This is a genomic window from Streptomyces diacarni (genome assembly GCF_003323715.1).
GTDB classification, from domain to species: Bacteria; Actinomycetota; Actinomycetes; order Streptomycetales; family Streptomycetaceae; genus Streptomyces; species Streptomyces diacarni.
The window spans coordinates 158,441-177,139 of the sequence record NZ_QOIN01000040.1 but is presented as its reverse complement, the minus strand read 5'-3'; the positions used below and the strand labels follow the sequence as shown (position 1 = coordinate 177,139).

General features: G+C 71.5%; 17 protein-coding genes. 10 read left to right on the top strand and 7 right to left on the bottom strand.

From position 1 onward, the window contains the following. Positions 1-380 precede the first annotated feature (380 nt). The gene (gene rpsT / locus DTL70_RS12285) at positions 381-647 is read right to left on the bottom strand and encodes a 30S ribosomal protein S20 (RefSeq protein ID WP_114021947.1); all 267 of its coding nucleotides are present in this window, start codon (positions 645-647) and stop codon (positions 381-383) included. 364 nt (positions 648-1,011) lie between these two features. Between rpsT and lepA the strand changes: the two genes are divergently transcribed. Beyond that, positions 1,012-2,886 (top strand): translation elongation factor 4, encoded by a 1,875-nt coding sequence (gene lepA, locus DTL70_RS12280; protein WP_114021946.1) that lies wholly within the window; start codon positions 1,012-1,014, stop codon positions 2,884-2,886. Positions 2,887-3,150: 264 nt separating this feature from the next. Continuing rightward, entirely contained in the window at positions 3,151-5,043 is a 1,893-nt protein-coding gene (locus tag DTL70_RS12275; protein WP_114021945.1) for an AMP-dependent synthetase/ligase, read from the top strand. 126 nt (positions 5,044-5,169) lie between these two features. Here DTL70_RS12275 and DTL70_RS12270 read toward each other — a convergent pair whose 3' ends face one another. Together DTL70_RS12270 and tnpA are read right to left on the bottom strand one after the other, a co-directional pair. Continuing rightward, positions 5,170-5,763 (bottom strand): response regulator, encoded by a 594-nt coding sequence (locus tag DTL70_RS12270; RefSeq protein WP_114021944.1) that lies wholly within the window; start codon positions 5,761-5,763, stop codon positions 5,170-5,172. A 237-nt stretch (positions 5,764-6,000) separates the two neighbouring features. Next, complete coding sequence (gene tnpA / locus DTL70_RS12265) at positions 6,001-6,429, bottom strand: IS200/IS605 family transposase (protein ID WP_114021943.1); 429 nt, start codon at positions 6,427-6,429, stop codon at positions 6,001-6,003. Between the two features lie 26 nt (positions 6,430-6,455). Between tnpA and DTL70_RS12260 the strand changes: the two genes are divergently transcribed. Beyond that, on the top strand, positions 6,456-7,691 hold the full coding sequence (locus tag DTL70_RS12260; protein WP_245979304.1) for an RNA-guided endonuclease InsQ/TnpB family protein: 1,236 nt from the start codon (positions 6,456-6,458) through the stop codon (positions 7,689-7,691). 109 nt (positions 7,692-7,800) lie between these two features. Then, complete coding sequence (locus tag DTL70_RS12255; RefSeq protein WP_425470351.1) at positions 7,801-9,123, top strand: PP2C family protein-serine/threonine phosphatase; 1,323 nt, start codon at positions 7,801-7,803, stop codon at positions 9,121-9,123. Between the two features lie 42 nt (positions 9,124-9,165). Here the strand turns inward: DTL70_RS12255 and hemW are convergent, their stop codons facing one another. The 4 genes from hemW to DTL70_RS12235 form a co-directional block, all read right to left on the bottom strand. Further along, positions 9,166-10,389: a radical SAM family heme chaperone HemW gene (hemW, locus tag DTL70_RS12250; RefSeq protein ID WP_114021942.1), complete on the bottom strand. Its 1,224-nt coding sequence runs from the start codon at positions 10,387-10,389 to the stop codon at positions 9,166-9,168. Between the two features lie 81 nt (positions 10,390-10,470). After that, positions 10,471-10,809: an SCO4225 family membrane protein gene (locus DTL70_RS12245; RefSeq protein WP_114021941.1), complete on the bottom strand. Its 339-nt coding sequence runs from the start codon at positions 10,807-10,809 to the stop codon at positions 10,471-10,473. Positions 10,810-10,991: 182 nt separating this feature from the next. Continuing rightward, positions 10,992-11,861, bottom strand: coding sequence for a DUF3097 domain-containing protein (locus tag DTL70_RS12240; RefSeq protein ID WP_114021940.1), 870 nt, complete (start codon positions 11,859-11,861; stop codon positions 10,992-10,994). A 56-nt stretch (positions 11,862-11,917) separates the two neighbouring features. Beyond that, a complete protein-coding gene (locus tag DTL70_RS12235; RefSeq protein WP_245979303.1) occupies positions 11,918-12,727 on the bottom strand; it encodes an MBL fold metallo-hydrolase in 810 nt (269 codons plus the stop codon). Between the two features lie 217 nt (positions 12,728-12,944). On the opposite strand from DTL70_RS12235, the gene hrcA reads away from it, so the two are divergent. The 6 genes from hrcA (at position 12,945) to DTL70_RS12205 (ending at position 18,503) form a co-directional block, all read left to right on the top strand. Continuing rightward, complete coding sequence (gene hrcA / locus DTL70_RS12230; protein WP_114021938.1) at positions 12,945-13,961, top strand: heat-inducible transcriptional repressor HrcA; 1,017 nt, start codon at positions 12,945-12,947, stop codon at positions 13,959-13,961. 1 nt (position 13,962) lies between these two features. After that, on the top strand, positions 13,963-15,096 hold the full coding sequence (gene dnaJ / locus DTL70_RS12225) for a molecular chaperone DnaJ (RefSeq protein ID WP_114021937.1): 1,134 nt from the start codon (positions 13,963-13,965) through the stop codon (positions 15,094-15,096). Positions 15,097-15,208: 112 nt separating this feature from the next. Beyond that, positions 15,209-16,300 (top strand): nitronate monooxygenase, encoded by a 1,092-nt coding sequence (locus tag DTL70_RS12220; RefSeq protein ID WP_114021936.1) that lies wholly within the window; start codon positions 15,209-15,211, stop codon positions 16,298-16,300. Continuing rightward, positions 16,297-17,034 carry a 16S rRNA (uracil(1498)-N(3))-methyltransferase gene (locus DTL70_RS12215; RefSeq protein ID WP_114021935.1) on the top strand — a complete coding sequence of 246 codons (738 nt, stop codon included), beginning with the start codon at positions 16,297-16,299 and terminating at the stop codon, positions 17,032-17,034. Before DTL70_RS12220 ends, DTL70_RS12215 begins: the two co-directional genes overlap by 4 nt. A 116-nt stretch (positions 17,035-17,150) precedes the next feature. Then, positions 17,151-17,537: a histidine triad nucleotide-binding protein gene (locus DTL70_RS12210; protein WP_114021934.1), complete on the top strand. Its 387-nt coding sequence runs from the start codon at positions 17,151-17,153 to the stop codon at positions 17,535-17,537. Between the two features lie 45 nt (positions 17,538-17,582). Beyond that, positions 17,583-18,503 carry a ribonuclease Z gene (locus DTL70_RS12205; RefSeq protein WP_114021933.1) on the top strand — a complete coding sequence of 307 codons (921 nt, stop codon included), beginning with the start codon at positions 17,583-17,585 and terminating at the stop codon, positions 18,501-18,503. Positions 18,504-18,699: the final 196 nt, after the last annotated feature.

Below are 18,699 nucleotides of genomic sequence, written 5' to 3'. Positions count from 1 at the left end.
CCGGGCGGTGGCCAGCCGCTACGACAAGCGCGACTACATCTTCAACGGCACACTCGCCGTCACAGCGATCAACATCTGGCTCCGCGACACCGTCCAAGAGCCATCAGAAACGGCCTAGACCCACGCCCCACAGACCCAGGCCTCCACCGGGTGGAGAGGGCCCCGGGCATGCGGAAGACCCCGCCGTTTCCTGGGGAAGAGGAAAGCAGCGGGGTCTTCCGTGGTGTGCTGTGTGGTGCGCCGCACCCGCGTGGCGAACGCAGGCCGCGTGCGGCGCGCTGTCTCAAGCGGTGGTCCGGGCGTACGGCGGATGAGAGAGGGCCCGCCTCACGACGCCCGAGCCGGATGGGGCCGGTGCCCCGTCGAGCTGAGAGAAGAGGTCAGCCGTTGACCGTGGAGACGTGCTTGGCCAGCGCCGCCTTCTTGTTGGCGGCGTTGTTCTTGTGCAGCACGCCCTTGCTGACGGCCTTGTCGAGCTTGCGGGCCGCCTCCTTCTGCGCCTCGGTCGCCTTGGCGGTGTCACCGGTGGCGACGGCCTCGCGGGTGCGACGGATCGCGGTCTTCAGCTCGGACTTGACGGCCTTGTTGCGCTGGCGCGCCTTCTCGTTCGTCTTGTTCCGCTTGATCTGGGACTTGATGTTCGCCACGAAAGAGCCTTTGCGGTTCGGAGTTTCCAACGCCGGTGCCGTGGGGCACCGCATCAGTGCCAGAAGGCACAGTGGCCCAGGCTACCAGTCGGGCACCTGCCCCTCCCAATCCCCTCGGTGTCCCGCACGCATGGGACCATGGTGTGCGACACACCCGCGCGCATCCCGCGAACCCGGCTCGACCCCGCCCGAGGACAGACCCCAGCTCGACGACAGATCCAGCTCGACGACAGATCCAGCCCGAAGACACAGTCGGCTCGAAGACGAACCCAGTTCGACGGCAGACTCTGCCCGACGAGAGACACCGTCCGACGACCAGACACCGCCCGAAGATCCCGACAGGCCAGACCCGACAGGACACTGCGTGCCCGCGACCCCAACGAACGCGCCGGAGCCGAGCCGTACCGACCCGGCGCTGATCCGTAACTTCTGCATCATCGCGCACATCGACCACGGCAAGTCCACGCTTGCCGACCGGATGCTCCAGCTGACCGGCGTCGTGGACAAGAGGCAGATGCGCGCGCAGTACCTCGACCGCATGGACATCGAGCGCGAGCGGGGTATCACGATCAAGTCCCAGGCCGTGCGGATGCCCTGGGCGCCCTCGGACGATCCGGGCACCCCGCATGTGCTCAACATGATCGACACCCCGGGGCACGTCGACTTCACCTACGAGGTCTCCCGCTCCCTGGCGGCGTGCGAGGGGTGCATCCTGCTGGTGGACGCCGCGCAGGGCATCGAGGCGCAGACCCTCGCCAACCTGTACCTGGCGATGGAGCACGACCTCACGATCATCCCCGTGCTCAACAAGATCGACCTGCCGGCCGCTCAGCCCGAGAAGTTCGCGGCGGAGCTGGCGCACCTCATCGGCTGCGAGCCCGAGGACGTGCTGAAGGTCTCGGCGAAGACGGGCGAGGGCGTCGAGGAGCTGCTGGACGAGGTCGTCCGTCAGGTCACTTCGCCGACGGGGGTGGCGGACGCCCCGGCCCGCGCGATGATCTTCGACTCGGTCTACGACGCGTACCGCGGTGTGGTGACCTACATCAAGGTCGTCGACGGGCTGCTCAGCAAGCGTGAGCGCATCCGCATGATGTCGACGGGCGCCACGCACGAGCTGCTGGAGATCGGCGCGAACTCGCCGGAGATGACGCCCGCCGACGGGCTGGGCGTGGGCGAGGTCGGCTATCTGATCACCGGCGTGAAGGACGTGCGCCAGTCGAAGGTGGGTGACACGGTCACCCAGCAGTCCAAGGGCGCCGAGGATCCGCTGCCGGGTTACAAGGACCCGAAGCCGATGGTGTTCTCGGGGCTGTACCCGCTGGACGGCTCCGACTACCCGCTGTTGCGGGACGCGCTGGACAAGCTGCTGCTCAACGACGCCGCGCTCACCTATGAGCCGGAGACCTCGGCGGCGCTGGGCTTCGGCTTCCGGGTGGGCTTCCTGGGGCTGCTGCATCTGGAGGTGATCCGGGAGCGGCTGGAGCGCGAGTTCGGGCTCGACCTGATCGCCACGGCGCCCAACGTGGTCTACCGGGTGGAGATGGAGGACGGCACCGAGCACGTGGTGACCAACCCCAGCGAGTTCCCCACGGGCAAGACCGCGACGGTGCACGAGCCGGTGGTGCGGGCGACGCTCATCGCGCCCAGCGAGTTCATCGGCGCGATCATGGAGCTGTGCCAGTCGCGGCGCGGCAGCCTGCAGGGGATGGACTACCTGTCGGAGGACCGGGTCGAGCTGCGCTACACGCTGCCGCTGGCGGAGATCGTCTTCGACTTCTTCGACGCGCTCAAGTCCCGCACCCGTGGTTACGCCTCCCTGGACTACGAGCCGACCGGCGAGCAGACGGCCGATCTGGTGAAGGTCGACATCCTCCTCCAGGGTGACAAGGTGGACGCGTTCTCCGCGATCGTCCACAAGGACAAGGCGTACTCCTACGGCACCCGGATGGCCAACAAGCTGCGCGAGCTGATCCCGCGGCAGCAGTACGAGGTGCCGATCCAAGCGGCGGTCGGCGCCCGCATCATCGCCCGCGAGACGATCCGCGCGATCCGCAAGGACGTGCTGGCCAAGTGCTACGGCGGTGACATCTCGCGGAAGCGGAAGCTGCTGGAGAAGCAGAAGGAGGGCAAGAAGCGGATGAAGGTCGTCGGCCGGGTGGAGGTGCCGCAGGAGGCGTTCATCGCGGCGCTGTCGACCGACGACAGCGGCGGTGGCGGCGAGGGCAAGTCCAAGAAGTAGCCCCGAGGCCGACGCCTGCTATAAGGCCTCCGAGCCCCGGGAAAGGGGCTCGGCGCCGTCACCCTCCGCTTCGGCGGCGTTCCGCGCAGCAGCCCCCTTACGTAAGGGGGCTGCTGCCTTTAGTCTGATCTCTGCTCAGTAGTTACTCGCCAGTCATAAGACTTGTCGGTCAGGCAGAGCCGGGGAGCGCGAGGCGACGCGGCGAGCCGACTCGAGCGAGCAGCCGACACACAGGACGCAAGGACGCGGGTCCCGGAGGATGGCGTGAGCGACACACAGTCCCTGATCGAGAACCGGCCGCCTTCCGTGGCGACGCTCTTTCTGGAGCGGGTCGAGGCCACCCCGGACGCGGAGGCCTACCGGTACCCCGTCATCCCTCCCGCGGGGCAGAGCGAGGGACCCGACGAGTGGCGCTCCTACAGCTGGCGCGAGTCGGCGGAGCGGGTCTTCTCCATCGCGGCGGGCCTCATGGACCTGGGAGTGCGCCCCGAGGAGCGGGTCGCCATCGCCTCCGGCACCCGGATCGAGTGGATCCTGACCGACCTGGGGATCCTGTGCGCGGGGGCGGCCACGACGACGGTCTACCCCAGCACGAACGCCGCCGAGGTGGCCTACATCCTCGCCGACTCGGCCAGCCGTGTACTGATCGCCGAGGACGCCACCCAGCTCGCGAAGGTCCGTGCGCACCGGGAGGAGCTGCCCGAGCTGGCGCACGTGGTGCTGATGGACGGCGAGCCGGAGGCGGAGGACGCCGCGAGCGGCTGGGTGATCGGTTTCGCGGAGCTGGAGCGCCGCGGTGCCGCCTACCGCGAGGAGCACCCGCGTGCGGTCACCGAGACGGTCGAGGGCCTGCGCGCCGACCAGCTGGCCACGCTGATCTACACCTCGGGCACGACGGGCAGGCCGAAGGGGGTGCGGCTGCCGCAGGACGCGTGGTCGTACATGGCCAGGGCGGTCCCGCAGGCGGGCCTGCTCACCCAGGACGACGTGCAGTACCTGTGGCTGCCGCTGGCGCACGTCTTCGGCAAGATGCTGATCTCGGTGCAGATCGACTCGGGCCACGTCGTCGCCGTGGACGGCCGCATCGACAAGATCATCGACAATCTGCCGGTCGTGCAGCCGACGAAGATGTGCGCGGTGCCGCGGATCTTCGAGAAGGTCTACAACGGCGTCGCCCAGAAGGCGCGGGCCGGCGGGCCGGCGAAGTACAAGATCTTCCTGTGGGCGGCCGAGGTCGCCCGCGAGTACGCGAAGACGACGCAGGACAACCAGCGCCGCACCGGTGTGCCGGACGCGCCCGCCGGTCTCAGGGTCAAGCACGCCATCGCGGACCGGCTGGTCTACAGCAAGCTGCGGGAGGCGTTCGGCGGCCGCATGGTCGGCTGCGTGTCGGGATCCGCCGCGCTCGCCCCCGACCTGGGCTACTTCTTCGCGGGGGCCGGTATCCCGGTGCTGGAGGGCTACGGGCTCACCGAGTCGTCGGCCGCCAGTTTCTGCAACCGCAGCGACAACTTCCGTACGGGTACGGTCGGCAAGCCGATGCCGGGCACCGAGGTGCGGATCGCGGACGACGGCGAGGTCCTGCTGCGCGGCCCCGGCATCATGGAGGGCTACCACGGCCTGCCGGACAAGACCGCCGAGGTGCTGGAGGAGGACGGCTGGTTCCACACCGGGGACATCGGCGAGCTGTCCGAGGACGGCTACCTGCGGATCACCGACCGCAAGAAGGACCTGATCAAGACCTCGGGCGGCAAATACATCGCGCCGGCGGAGGTGGAGGGCCAGTTCAAGGCCGTCTGCCCGTACGTGTCCAACATCCTGGTGCACGGCGCGGGACGGAACTTCTGCACGGCCCTGATCGCGCTGGACGAGCCCGCCGTCATGGCCTGGGCCGCGGATCAGGAGGATCTCAAGGGCAGGCCGTACGCGGAGGTCGTCGTCTCCGAGCAGGTGCGCGCCCTGGTGGACGGCTATGTCGAGGAGCTGAACAGCGGCCTGCAGCGCTGGCAGACGGTCAAGAAGTTCCGCGTCCTCCCGCGTGACCTCGATATCGAGCACGGAGAGCTGACGCCCAGCCTGAAGATGAAGCGCCCGGTGGTGGAGAAGAAGTTCGGCGACCTGATCGACGAGATGTACGAGGGTGCCCGCGAGCGCTGAGCCCGCCGCCGCGCTCGCACACCGTTCGCACGGCACGGCACGGAGCGGCACGCCGCGGCGCACGACGGGCGGCGCTCGGTCTCTCCGGGATGCCGCGGTGCTGTTCACGAGCACCATGCGGCTCGTTCAGACGCCGCGCAGTTCGTTCAGCGTGTCGGCCAGGTGGCCCACGTCGCGGGCGAGCCGCGCGGTATCGGTGCCGCCGTCGGCCAGGTGGGTTTCGACCGCCTCGAGCCGGCGTGCGAAGTCGTCCAGCCGGTGCTGCTCCTCCGTCAGCAACTGGCACAGCCGGCGGCTCTTGCGGTCCAGGTCGAGGAAGACGCTCACCTTGGTGCGCAGCACCCAGGGGTCGAACGGCTTGGGCACGTAGTCCACGGTTCCGGTGGCGTAGCCACGGAGGGAGAGGCCGGACTCGCGGGTGGCGTGCGGCCCGGTCAGGAAGATGACGGGGAGGTCCTTGGTCGGGTCGGAGCCCTTCAGGCACCGGGCTGTCTCGAAGCCGTCCATGCCCGGCATCGCGACGTCGAGCAGGACGAGCGCGATCTCCTCCCGTTCGAGGACGGTCACCGCCTCCGCGCCGGACGCCGCACGCGCCAGTGGGACGTGTAACGTCGAGAGCACGGCTTCCAGTGCGACGAGGTTGTCCTCCATGTCGTCGACGAGCAGGACGCCCGCGTCGTGTGGTGGGCGGTCGGCGCCCCTCCTGGATCCCCTGCTCATCGCTCCTCGTCGGTGTCGCCGGTGGTTGATTATCGAACGGGAAGAAGGCGAGCACGGTACCCGGCCGTCGCGGTGTGTCAACCTCCGGGGGTCGCTTGGTGGTTAGGGGACGCTTTACTTCCCGGTGAGGGGATTTTCAGCGGGATCTAGCGCGGAACCCCGGGCGTTCACGCCCGGGAGGAAGCGCTTCTCAAGGTAGGGGTGACCCGCACGGGTGCACGGGTCCGCACTTTGGCCTCAGCCGGGACGCTTCTGGTTCTCGATGTACTCCTTGATGATCGCCGACGGGGCGCCTCCGCAGGACGCGGCGAAGTAGGACGGGGACCAGAAGTGGTCGCCCCACAGGTACTTGTGGATGTGGCCGGGGAACTCCTGGCGGAGCCTGCGGGCTGAGACGCCCTTGAGGGAGCCGACCAGTCGGGAGACGGCGACCTTGGGCGGGTAGTGCACGAGCAGGTGGACGTGATCGGCCTCGCCGTTGAACTCCACCAGCTCGGTTCCGAAGTCGGCGCACACGGCCCGCATGATCTCTTCGCAGCGCGTAAGGATCTCGTCGGTGAACGGGCCGCGCCGGTACTTGGGCGTGAAGACCAAGTGCGCCTGCAGGGTGTAGACGACCGTGCGACCCCTGTGGATATTGGAGCTAGGCTCCCAGCGTGGTGACATAGACCAACCGTAGTACGATGCCCGGCATGAAGATCGTGACGCAGGTGAAGCTGATGCCGGAGGCTGACCAGGCCGCCGCGCTGTCGGCCACCCTGCGCACGGTCAACGACCTGGCGTGCTGGGTCTCAGAGGTGGCGCTCGCTCATGGTGTGCCGCGTGAGTACGAGCTGCGCAAGCACACGTACCCGCGTCTCAAGGCCGAAGGACTCGGGGCGCAGGCGGCGCAACACGTGATCAAGAAGGTGCGCGATGCGTACACGGCGCTGCGCGCCAACATGCGCGCCGGAAACCTCGGCAAGCCGAAGTCGAAGCGCCGGATCAGGGCGGAATCGAAGCCGATCACGTTCCGTTCCGAGGCCGCGCAGCCATATGACGACCGGTGTTTGAGCTGGCAGTACGACACACAGACTGTGTCCATCTGGACAACCGCCGGGCGCCTGAAGAACGTCCGCTTCGTCTGCTCCGCCGACGCGCTCAAGACGCTCCGCGAGTACCGCAAGGGCGAGGCCGACCTGATCGAACGTGACGGGGTCTTCTACCTGATCGCCACCTGCGAGGTCCCCGAGGCCGAGACGTACGAGCCTGATGGCTTCATCGGCGTGGACCTCGGCATCGTCAACATCGTCACCACGTCCACCGGCTACCGGGCCGCCGGACGGGGGCTCAACCGCTACCGCAAGCGGCAGCTTGACTTGCGGACCAAGCTCCAGAAGAAGCGCACCAAGTCCGCCAAGCGCCGGCTCAAGGAGCGCTCCCGCCGCGAGGCGCGGCACGTCAAGAACACCAACCACATCATCTCCAAGACGATCGTGACCGAGGCTGAACGCACCTCGGCTGGGATCTCCCTGGAAGAACTCAAGGGAATCCGGCAGAGGGTACGGCTCCGCAAGCCCCAACGGGTCGCACTCCACTCCTGGGCCTTCGCCCAGCTCGGAGACTTCATCGTCTACAAGGCCAAGAGGGCCGGTGTGCCCCAGGCCTTCGTCGGTCCCGCGTACACGTCGCAGACGTGCGCCGAGTGTGGCCACGTCGACAAACGAAACCGTGTCGACCAGGGGCTCTTCATCTGCCGGGGGTGCGGGGTCGTTGCCCACGCCGACCGGAATGCCTCCCACAACATCGCCACCCGTGGCGAGAGCGTGTGGAATGCGGGGCGTGAGTCACGCGTCCCTGCCACCCCACAGGGGTGTCTGGACGGGGGAGTCCACCCCAGCAGCCAGCTGGGCACTACCTCCAAGCCCGGCCCTTCAGAGCCGGGTTAAGTTGACCCACCTTTTCCGTGACTCCACGCGTATGAGCGGGCCCCTTCTGTCACTCTTGCTTCACCGCGCTGAGCGGTGACGGAGCAGCTGGGCCAGGGGGAGAGGCACGATGCCGCACACGGAGGCGGAGGCGGAGACCGACACGGCGGTCGCCGCCGGTCAGGGCGGCGGGTGGGCGGGTCAGGGTGCTCTCTCCTTTCTCGCGGAGGCCTCTGATCTGCTGGCCGGGCACACCGACGAGGACAAGGTCGCCTCGCTCGCCGGGCAGTTGATGGTGCCCCGCTTCGCCGACTGGTGCGCGGTGTGGCTGCGTGACGAGGAGCGTTCCCGGCCGCCCCGGCTCGCCCGGGTGTGGCATGCGCAGGAGGGCCGCATCGCCGCGTTGCGTGCCGAACTCACCCTTCACCCGCCGCTGGGCACCCCCCGCGCCCTCCCGGGCCGGGCCGCCCCCTGGCGCCGGCACCAGGAACCGGCCGGCACCGACGGGCGTGCCGGTGCCGAGGTCCGCTGCGACCTGGTGGTCGGTGGGCGCACTCTCGGTTCGCTGGTGCTCGGACGGGAGGGGCTGCCGCGGTTTCCTGACGGAGTCCTCGGACTGGTCGAGGACTTCGCACGCCGGGTGGCTCTCGCCGTGCTCTCGGCGCGCCGCTACACCCTCCAGGCCACCATCAGCCAGGTCCTCCAGCGGGGGCTGCTGCCCAGCGAGAAGGTGCACGTTCCCGGGCTGGACACCGCGCTCGTCTACGAGCCGGCGGGCGAGGGGGCGTGGGCGGGCGGCGACTTCTACGATCTGCTGCGGCTGCCGTCGGGCCGCTGGCGCTTCGCTCTCGGCGACGTGTGCGGCAGCGGCCCCGAGGCCGCCGTCGTCACGGGTCTGGCCCGCCCCGTGCTGCGGCTGCTCGCCAAGGAGGGCTACTCGGTCACCGAGACGTTGAACCGGCTCAACCGCGAGGTGGGGGAGCAGGCACGGTTCCTGTCCGTCATCTACGGCGAACTGGCCTTCCGCGACGGGCTGGTGGACTGCACGCTCACCTGCGCGGGCCATCCGCTGCCGCTGGTGCGCGACGCCTCGGGCGCCGTCCGCACCGCCGCGCTCCCGCAGTTGCTGCTCGGTGTCGCACAGGAGGTGGACTACGACAGCCAGTCCTTCACCCTGCACCCCGGCGACACGCTGCTGTGCGTCACCGACGGTGTGACCGAACGCCGCAGCGGGCGGCACCTGTTCGACGACGGCGACGGGTTGGCCACCCTCTTCGCGGACTGCGCGGGCCTGGACGCGGGCGCCACCGCCGAGCGTCTGCGGCGCGCGGTCCACGCCTTCGCCCCTGACCTGCCCGCGGACGATCTGGCCATGCTGGTGCTCCGGGCGCCGGGCGGGCCACCGCGGCTCCCGCACTCCGTCCGAGCGCGCACGGACCCGCGTACCGCTTGAGCGCGGCCCGCACCCCGCCCGACGGCCCGTCCGGGCGGCCGCTCAGTCGACCAGGTCCCGCACCACGGCGTCCGCCAGCAGGCGGCCCCGCAGGGTGAGAACGGCGCGTCCCCGTGCGTAGGGTTCCGGCTCCAGCAGGCCGTCGTCGCAAGCCCGCTGTGCGGCCTTCGCCCCGTCCTGGGCCAGCAGACCCAGGGGGCAGCCTTCCCGCAGCCGCAGCTCCAGCAGGATCCGTTCGACGCGCCGGTCCTCGGCGCCGAGGATCTCGCGGCCCGCGCCGGGGGAGCGGCCCTCGGCGAGGGCCTTCGCGTAGCCGGCGGGATGTTTGGCGTTCCACCAGCGCACTCCGCCGACGTGGCTGTGCGCGCCGGGCCCGGCGCCCCACCAGTCGGCCCCCGTCCAGTACAGCTCGTTGTGGCGGCACCGGGCGGCCGTCTTTCCGGCCGCGGCCCAGTTGGAGACCTCGTACCACTCCAGACCCGCCGCGCTCAGCCGCTCCTCTGCGATCAGGTAGCGGTCCGCGTGCACGTCGTCGTCCGTCATGGGCACCTCGCCCCGCCGGATCTGCCGCGCCAGCCTGGTGCCCTCCTCGACGATCAGCGCGTAGGCGGAGACGTGGTCGGGTCCTGCGGCGAGCGCGGCGTCCAGCGAGGCCCGCCAGTCGTCGTCCGTCTCGCCCGGGGTGCCGTAGATCAGGTCGAGGTTGACGTGCGAGAACCCCGCCTTGCGGGCCTCCGCGACGCATTCCTCGGGGCGGCCGGGCGTATGGGTGCGGTCCAGCACCCGCAGCACGTGCGCGCGGGCGCTCTGCATACCGAACGAGACCCGGTTGAAGCCCGCCTCGCGCAGCTGCGCCAGGTACGCCGGGTCGACGGACTCCGGGTTCGCCTCGGTGGTGACCTCGGCGTCCTCGGCCAGGCCGAACTCCTGGTCGATCGCCGTCAGCATCCGTCCCAGCTCGGCCGCCGGCAGCAGGGTGGGCGTGCCGCCGCCGACGAACACCGTCGAGACGGGGCGCGGGTCTTCGCCGAGCACCCGGCGGGCGAGGCGGATCTCCTCGACGACCTGCTCCGCGTACCGGTCCCGGCTGGTTCCGCCCAGCTCGGAGGCGGTGTAGGTGTTGAAGTCGCAGTAGCCGCAGCGGGTGGCGCAGTACGGCACGTGCAGGTAGAAGCCGAGCGGGCGCGTGGCCGCGCCGTCGAGCGCGTGGCGGGGCAGCGAGCCGTCTGCGGGCATCGGCTCGCCGTCGGGAAGGGCGGAGGGCATCTGTCCATTGTCCCCGTTCCCGGACGAAGCCCTGCGTCCGGGAACGGGAAGGGGACGGGAAGGGGGCGACGCCCGCGGGGTTCAGGCGGCCGTGCCCCCCGCCGCGGTGAGACGCCGGCCGCGCAGCGCCCGGTAGACGGCGCCGATCGCGGCGGCCTGCACCAGTGCGGAGAGGCCGATCAGCAGCGCCACGGCCCAGCCGGTGTCGGGGACGAGCGGCAGGAGGAGCACGGAGACGGGCGCTGTGGCGAAGAACATCCACACCCCGGCGAACGAGGCGTCGGCCCCCGAGTCGAACAGGTTGACGGCGGCGGTGAAGAGTACGGCGGCCACGACCAGCGCGAGGTAGGCCAGTGACGCGGGGTTGAGCAGCAGTCCCCGAGCGGTCGTGATGCGGTTCGTGTCCCCGGACTCTGCCATGGCCAGACCCCCTGATCCCGGTCGCACCCGAGTGCGACGCTGATGTGTGCGGTGTGCTCTGCCCACGGTAGGGACGCCCCGCGCGGCCCGGCATGAGTACGCGTACTCACCTGGTGCGCGTACTCAAGCCGTGAGGGGGCCAGGAGGCGGCGGTGCAGGGGGCGCGAGGGGAGGGCCGGCGCTCAGGCGTCCTCCGGGGCCGTCACGAAGTCGATCAGCTCTTCCACGCGGCCCAGCAGCGCGGGTTCCAGGTCCTTGTAGGAGCGCACGGTGCCCAGAATGCGCTGCCAGGCGGCGCCCGTGTTCGGTTCCCAGCCCAGCCCCGCGCACACGCCCAGCTTCCAGTCCGTCCCCCTGGGGACCTTCGGCCACGCGCCGATCCCCACGGAGGCGGGTTTCACGGCCTCCCAGATGTCGATGTAGGGATGCCCGACGACCAGCACGTTCCCGCCGCTGCGCGCATCCACCTCCGCCGCGATCCGCGACTCCTTCGACCCCGGCACCAGGTGGTCCACGAGCACCCCGAGCCGTGCGTCGGGGGCGGGCGCGAAGGCCTCGACGACGGCGGGGAGGTCGTCGACGCCCTCCAGGTACTCCACGACGACCCCCTCGATGCGCAGGTCGTCCCCCCACACCTTCTCCACCAGCTCCGCGTCGTGCCGTCCCTCGACGTAGAGGCGTCCGGCGCGCGCCACCCGGGCCCGTGCGCCGGGTACGGCGATCGAACCGGAGGCGGTCAGCCGCGGTCCCCGGGCGGCTGCCGCGGCTGCCGCCGCAGGGGCGGCGCGGGGCCGTACGAGCGTGACGGTCCTCCCCTCCAGCAGGAAGCCGCGCGGCGCCATGGGGAAGACCCGGTGCTTGCCGAAGCGGTCCTCCAGGGTGACGGTCGGCCCCTCGGCGGTCTTCTCGCACCGTACGACCGCCCCGCAGAACCCCGTGGTGACCTCTTCGACCACCAGGTCGGGCTCGGCGGCCACCTCGGGTACGGGCTGCTTGCGCTTCCACGGGGGAGTCAGGTCGGGGTTGTCGTAACGGTCGTGACGGCTGCGCATGGGGCACATTCTGCTACGTGCCCGGCCCGGTCCCGCTACGCGCCGGGCGGGGTCCGCTACGCGCCGGGTCCGGCGAACCGCCGCGCCAGCTCCTCCTGTTGCGCCCGCACGAACGCCGCGTCGACGACGGCCCCGTGCCCGGGCACGTACAGCGCTTCCTCGCCGCCCAGGGTTAGCAGCCGGTCGAGCGCCGCGGGCCAGCGGGCGGGGTGGGCGTCGGCTCCCGCCTGGGGTTCGTCCGACTCCTCCACCAGGTCGCCGCAGAAGACGACGTCGGGGTCTCCGGGCACCAGCACGGCCAGATCGTGTTCGGTGTGCGCCGGGCCCACGTTGACCAGGACGACCTCGCGTCCTCCCAGGTCGAGGGTCAGCTGCCCGCTGACGGGATGGTGCGGGCGCGCCAGGACGTCGGCCGCCTCGGCGGCCTCGTCCTCCGGCAGTCCGTGTGCGACGGCGTCGTCCCGCAGCGCCTCCCCGTGCCGGTCGAGGAACGCGGCGGCCCCGACCGCCGCGTACACCTGTGCGCCGGAGAAGACGGCGGTGCCGAAGACGTGGTCGAAGTGCGGGTGCGTGAGCGCGGCCCACCGCACCCGGCGGCAAAGCAGCGCGGTGACGTCGGCGCGGATCCCGGCGCCCTCCCGCAGCGAGGAGCCGGTGTCGATCACCAGGGCTCCGTCGTCGCCGCTGACGGCGCCGACCGTCGCGTCCCACTCCGGCAGCCTGCGCCGCACCACCCCGTCCGCGAGCCGCTCCCAGTGCCGGCCGTCGCCGCCCACGAGAGCGCCACCGGTGTCCGCTGCCCGCGGCGGGTGCGCCGTGTGCGGCATGTGCGGCGTGTGCGTACGGCTGTCCCCTTGCGCCTGCATACGACGACGCTAACGGCAGTGCGCGGCCGGCGCCCCCTCCCGGCGCCCGGGGTACGGTTCGGGGCGGCGGATGAGGCGGCCCTTGCCCCGGCTGCGGTGACCGGCCGTACACTGGCTCAGGGGCTTGGCACTCCGGCCTGCAGAGTGCCAAGCGAAGTGCCAGGGATGACCGCCAGGGAACGAACCAGGACCAGCGGCCGGACGGGAGGTGTGCGCCATGCTCAGCGAGCGCCGGCTGGAAGTGCTCCGCGCCATCGTCCAGGACTACGTCGGCACCGAGGAGCCGGTGGGCTCGAAGGTCCTCACGGAACGGCACAACCTGAAGGTGTCGCCGGCCACGGTGCGCAACGACATGGCGGCCCTGGAGGACGAGGGCTACATCGCGCAGCCGCACACCAGCGCGGGGCGCATCCCCACGGACAAGGGGTACCGGCTGTTCGTCGACAAGCTCGCCGGCGTCAAGCCGCTGTCGTCGCCGGAGCGGCGCGCGATCCAGAACTTCCTCGACGGCGCCGTCGACCTCGACGACGTGGTGGGGCGCACGGTGCGGCTGCTGGCGCAGCTCACCCGGCAGGTCGCCGTCGTGCAGTACCCCTCGCTGACGCGTTCGACGGTGCGCCACGTCGAGCTGCTGGGGCTCGCGCCCGCGCGGCTGATGCTGGTGCTGATCACCGACACCGGCCGCGTCGAGCAGCGCCTGATCGACTGCCCGGCGCCGATCGGTGAGACGGTGCTGGCCGATCTGCGCGCCCGGCTCAACAGCCGCGTGGTCGGGCAGCGCTTCACCGAGGTGCCCTCCCTGGTGCAGGACCTGCCCGAGGCGTTCGACGCCGACGACCGCGCCACCATCTCCACGGTTCTGGCCACCCTCCTGGAGACCCTGGTCGAGGAGACCGAGGAGCGGCTGATGATCGGCGGCACCGCCAACCTCACTCGCTTCGGACACGACTTCCCGCTCACGATCCGCCCGGTCCTGGAGGCGCTGGAGGAGCAGGTCGTCCTCCTCAAGCTGCTCGGTGAGGCGAAGGACTCGGGCATGACCGTACGAATCGGGCATGAGAACCAGCACGAGGGACTGAGTTCCACATCGGTCGTCTCCGTCGGCTACGGTTCGGGCGACGAAGCAGTCGCCAAACTCGGCGTGGTCGGACCGACCCGCATGGACTACCCCGGAACGATGGGAGCTGTACGCGCAGTGGCACGGTACGTCGGACAGATCCTGGCGGAGTCATAAGGTGGCGACGGACTACTACGCGGTCCTCGGCGTGCAGCGCGACGCCTCGCAGGACGAGATCAAGAAGGCCTTCCGCAGGCTCGCCCGCGAGCTGCACCCGGACGTCAACCCGGACCCGAAGACCCAGGAGCGGTTCAAGGAGATCAACACCGCCTACGAGGTGCTCTCCGACCCGCAGAAGAAGCAGGTCTACGACCTGGGCGGAGACCCGGCCTCCGGCGCGGCCGGCGGCGGAGCGGGCGGCTTCGGCGGCGGCTTCGGCAACTTCAGCGACATCATGGACGCCTTCTTCGGCACCGCGGCGCAGCGCGGCCCGCGCTCGCGCACCCGCCGCGGCCAGGACGCCATGATCCGCCTCGACATCGATCTGGACGAGTCCGCGTTCGGCACGACCAAGGACATCCAGGTCGACACCGCCGTCGTCTGCAACACCTGCAGCGGCGAGGGCGCGGCCCCCGGCACCTCCGCGCAGACCTGCGACATGTGCCGAGGCCGCGGCGAGGTCTCCCAGGTCACCCGCTCCTTCCTGGGGCAGGTCATGACCTCGCGGCCCTGCCCGCAGTGCCAGGGCTTCGGCACCGTGGTGCCCACGCCCTGCCCCGAGTGCGCGGGCGACGGCCGCATCCGCTCGCGGCGCAGCCTGACGGTGAAGATCCCCGCCGGTGTCGACAACGGCACCCGCATCCAGCTCGCCGGCGAGGGCGAGGTCGGTCCGGGCGGCGGCCCTGCCGGGGACCTGTACGTGGAGATCCACGAGAACGCCCATCCGACCTTCCAACGGCGCGGTGACGACCTGCACTGCACCGTCACGATCCCCATGACGGCGGCGGCCCTGGGCACCAAGGTGCCGCTGGAGACGCTGGACGGCATGGAGGACATCGACATCCGTCCCGGCACTCAGTCGGGGCAGTCGGTCCCGCTCCACGAGCGCGGCGTCACCCACCTGCGCGGGGGCGGGCGCGGCCAGCTCATCGTCCACGTCGAGGTCACCACGCCCTCGAAGCTGGAGCCGGAGCAGGAGGAGCTGCTCCGCCGCCTCGCCAAGCTGCGCGGTGAGGAGCGGCCCACGGGCCAGTTCCAGCCGGGCCAGCAGGGCCTGTTCTCCCGGCTCAAGGACGCCTTCAACGGGCGGTGACCCGGGCGGCGCCCCCTCCCTTCCGGTTCCCTCCCGGCCCGGCCGGAAGGGGCGAGCGGGGGCGCGGCGACGGGCTGTGAGGCCGTCTTGCGGGGCGTGACAGGATGGCGGCATGCCCACCCCGCACCCCTCGTACGCCTCGACGTGTTCGCTGTCCGAGCTGGCTGAGCACCCCGTCATCCAGGCCCCGATGGCCGGCGGGGCCGCGGGCCCCGAGCTGGCCGCGGCCGTGAGCGAGGCGGGGGGTCTGGGCTTTCTCGCCGCCGGCTACAAGACGCCGGAGGCGATGTACGAGCAGATCAAACAGACGCGTCGGCTCACGGGCCGTCCCTTCGGCGTGAACCTGTTCCTGCCGCAGCCGCGCACCGCGGAACCCGCCGCCGTCGACGTCTACCGCGAACAGCTCGCCGATGAGGCCACCTGGTACGAGACGGAACTGGGTGACACGGACGGCACGACGGACGACGCCTACGAGGCGAAGCTGGCGATCCTGCTGGAGGATCCGGTCCCGCTCGTCTCCTTCACCTTCGGCTGCCCCTCGGCCGCCGACCTGGAACGGCTGGCGAAGGCGGGCACCCGCACCCTCGTGACGGCGACCTCCGTCGCGGAGGCGCAGGCGGCACAGGAAGCGGGCGCGGACGCCGTGTGTGTCCAGGGGATCGAGGCGGGCGGGCACCTGGGCTCGCACCGCGACGATCCGCAGCGCGAGCCCGGCAGCGGCGGCGTCGGGCTGCTCTGCCTCGTCGCCCAGGCCAGGGAGGTGGTCGGGCTGCCGCTCGTCGCCTCGGGCGGGCTGATGCGCGGCGGGCAGATCGCCGCGGTGCTGGCGGCCGGCGCCACGGCCGCCCAGTTGGGCACGGCCTTCCTCGTCACCCCGGAGTCCGGCGCCGATCCGCTGCACAAACAGGCCATGACCAACCCGACGTTCACCAGGACCGAGTTCACCCGTGCCTTCTCCGGGCGCGCGGCGCGCGGGCTGGTCAACCGCTTCCTGCGCGAGCACGGCCCGTACGCGCCCGCCGCCTATCCGCAGGTCCACTACCTGACCGCCGGACTGCGCAAGGCCGCGGCCAAGGCGGGCGACCCGCAGGCCATGGCGCTGTGGGCAGGGCAGGGACACAGGCTCGCGCGCGAGCTGCCCGCGGGGCAGCTCGTGGAGGTCCTCGTCGCCGAGATCGCGGCCGCGCGGGAGGCGCTGGCATGAGCGCTCCCGTCTTCCTCGCCGACACCGCACTGCTGAGCGGCGGCACGGTCGTGCTCGACGGCCCCGAGGGGCGGCACGCCGTCTCGGTGCGCAGGCTGCGTCCTGGCGAGGAGGTCGTCCTGACCGACGGCGCGGGCACCGGCGCCTACGGCAGCGTCACCGCCGTGGAGGGCAAGGACCGGCTGGAGGTCACCGTCCGCGAGGTCCGCGTGGAGCCGGAGCCGCAGCCCGCGCTCACCGTCGTCCAGGCCCTTCCCAAGGGCGACCGGGGCGAGTTGGCCGTCGAGACGATGACGGAGGCGGGCGTGGACGCGATCGTCCCGTGGGCCGCTTCGCGGGCCGTCACGCGGTGGAAGGGGGAGCGCGCCGCCAAGGCGCTCGGCAAGTGGCGCGGCACGGCGCGGGAAGCGGGCAAGCAGGCGCGGCGGCTGCGGTTCCCGGCGGTGGCCGAGCAGGCCTCCTCGTCCCAGGTGGCCGCGTTGCTCGCCGAAGCGGACTTCGCCGGGGTGCTGCACGAGGAGGGCGCGGTGCCGCTGGCGACGGCGCCGCTGCCGTCCTCGGGAAGGATCGTGCTGGTGGTCGGGCCCGAGGGCGGGGTCGCGCCGGAGGAGCTGGAGCTGTTCGCGCAGGCGGGTGCCGAGCCGTTCAGGCTGGGGCCGAGCGTGCTGCGGACGTCCACGGCGGGGACGGCCGCGGCGGCGGTGGTGCTGGCGCGGTCGGGACGCTGGGGCTGAGGACGCGGCCGCCGGGGGAGAGGCCCTGCGCGTCCCGATCCGGCCCCGCCTCGGCGGTGGGTCGCCCAGCCGAAACGGTGAGAGGGCGAGGCGGCGGCCTCGGGTAACATCCGGGCATGGCTTCCAACGGAGAACCGCAGCAGGACTGCCTGTTCTGCAAGATCGTCGCGGGTGAGGTCCCCGCGACGCTGGTGCGGGAGACGGAGACCACCGTCGCGTTCCGCGACATCAACCCGCAGGCCCCCACGCACGTGCTGGTCATCCCCAAGGCGCACTATCCGGACGCCGCCTCCCTGGCGGCCGCCGCACCGCAGCTGATGGCCGACGTGGTGCGCGAGGCGGGCGAGGTCGCGGCGCTGGAGAAGATCACCCCGGCCGAGGGCGGCGGGCCCCACACCGGCTACCGCGTGGTCTTCAACACCGGTTCGGGAGCCGGGCAGACGGTCTTCCACACGCACGCGCACGTCCTCGGCGGACGGGGCCTCGAATGGCCGCCCGGCTGACCGGCGGACGGTGACCGGATGCGGACCGGATACAGGTGACGCGCCTTGTCCGTGCGTGAACTGGTCGTTCTGGGCACCGCCAGCCAGGTGCCCACGCGGCAGCGGAACCACAACGGGTACGTACTCCTGTGGGACGGCGAAGGCATCCTCTTCGACCCCGGCGAGGGGACGCAGCGCCAGATGCTGCACACGTCGGTCGCCGCACACGACCTGACGCGGATCTGCCTCACCCACTTCCACGGCGACCACACACTCGGCCTGCCGGGCGTCATCCAGCACATGAGCCTCGACGGGGTGCCGCACGAGGTGACGGCCCACTACCCGGCGAGCGGACAGACCTACTTCGCCCGCCTGCGCCACGCCACGCCGTTCCACGACACGGTGGCGCTGCGCCAGGCGCCCGTCACAGGGCCCGGCGTGATCGCGGGCGGCGCGGACGAGCCCGAGGTGCCGTTCACGCTGGAGGCGCGGGAACTCTCGCACCGTATCGACGCGTTCGGCTACCGGCTCACCGAGCCCGACACCCGCCGCATGCTGCCGGAGAAACTCGCCGAGCGTGGCATCAGCGGCCCGGACGTGGGGCTGCTCCAGCTGCGCGGGGAGCTGCGCGGGGTGCGTCTGGAGGAGGTCAGCGAGCCCCGCGCCGGGCAGCGGTTCGCCTTCGTGATGGACACCCGGCTGTGCGAGGGGGTGTACGAGCTGGCGCAGGGCTGCGACATGCTCGTCATCGAGTCGACGTTCCTGCACGCCGACGCCGAACTCGCCGAGGTCTCCGGGCACCTGACGGCCTACCAGGCGGGCCGGGTGGCCGCCGGTGCCGGTGTACGCCACCTGGTGCTGACGCACTTCTCGCAGCGCTACCAGGACACCTCGCTGTTCGCCGCCGAGGCCCGTGCCGCCGGGTTCGAGGGGACGCTGACGGCGGCGGAGGACCTGACGCGGGTACCGGTGCCCAAGCGGCGCTGAGCCCCCGCCGGGGCAGCCGGCCATGACGCCCCCGCCGGGGCAGCCGGCCATGACGCCGGTCCCGGGCTCGGTCCTGGTGGGCCCGCGGCGGCGCCTGCCGCCGGTTCCCCGTGGGCCCCGACCCGCGGGCGACGGCGTGAGCTCGCCGGCCCCGAGCGTGGCATCCCGACTGCGGCGGCCCTGCCGGGTGGGTGCA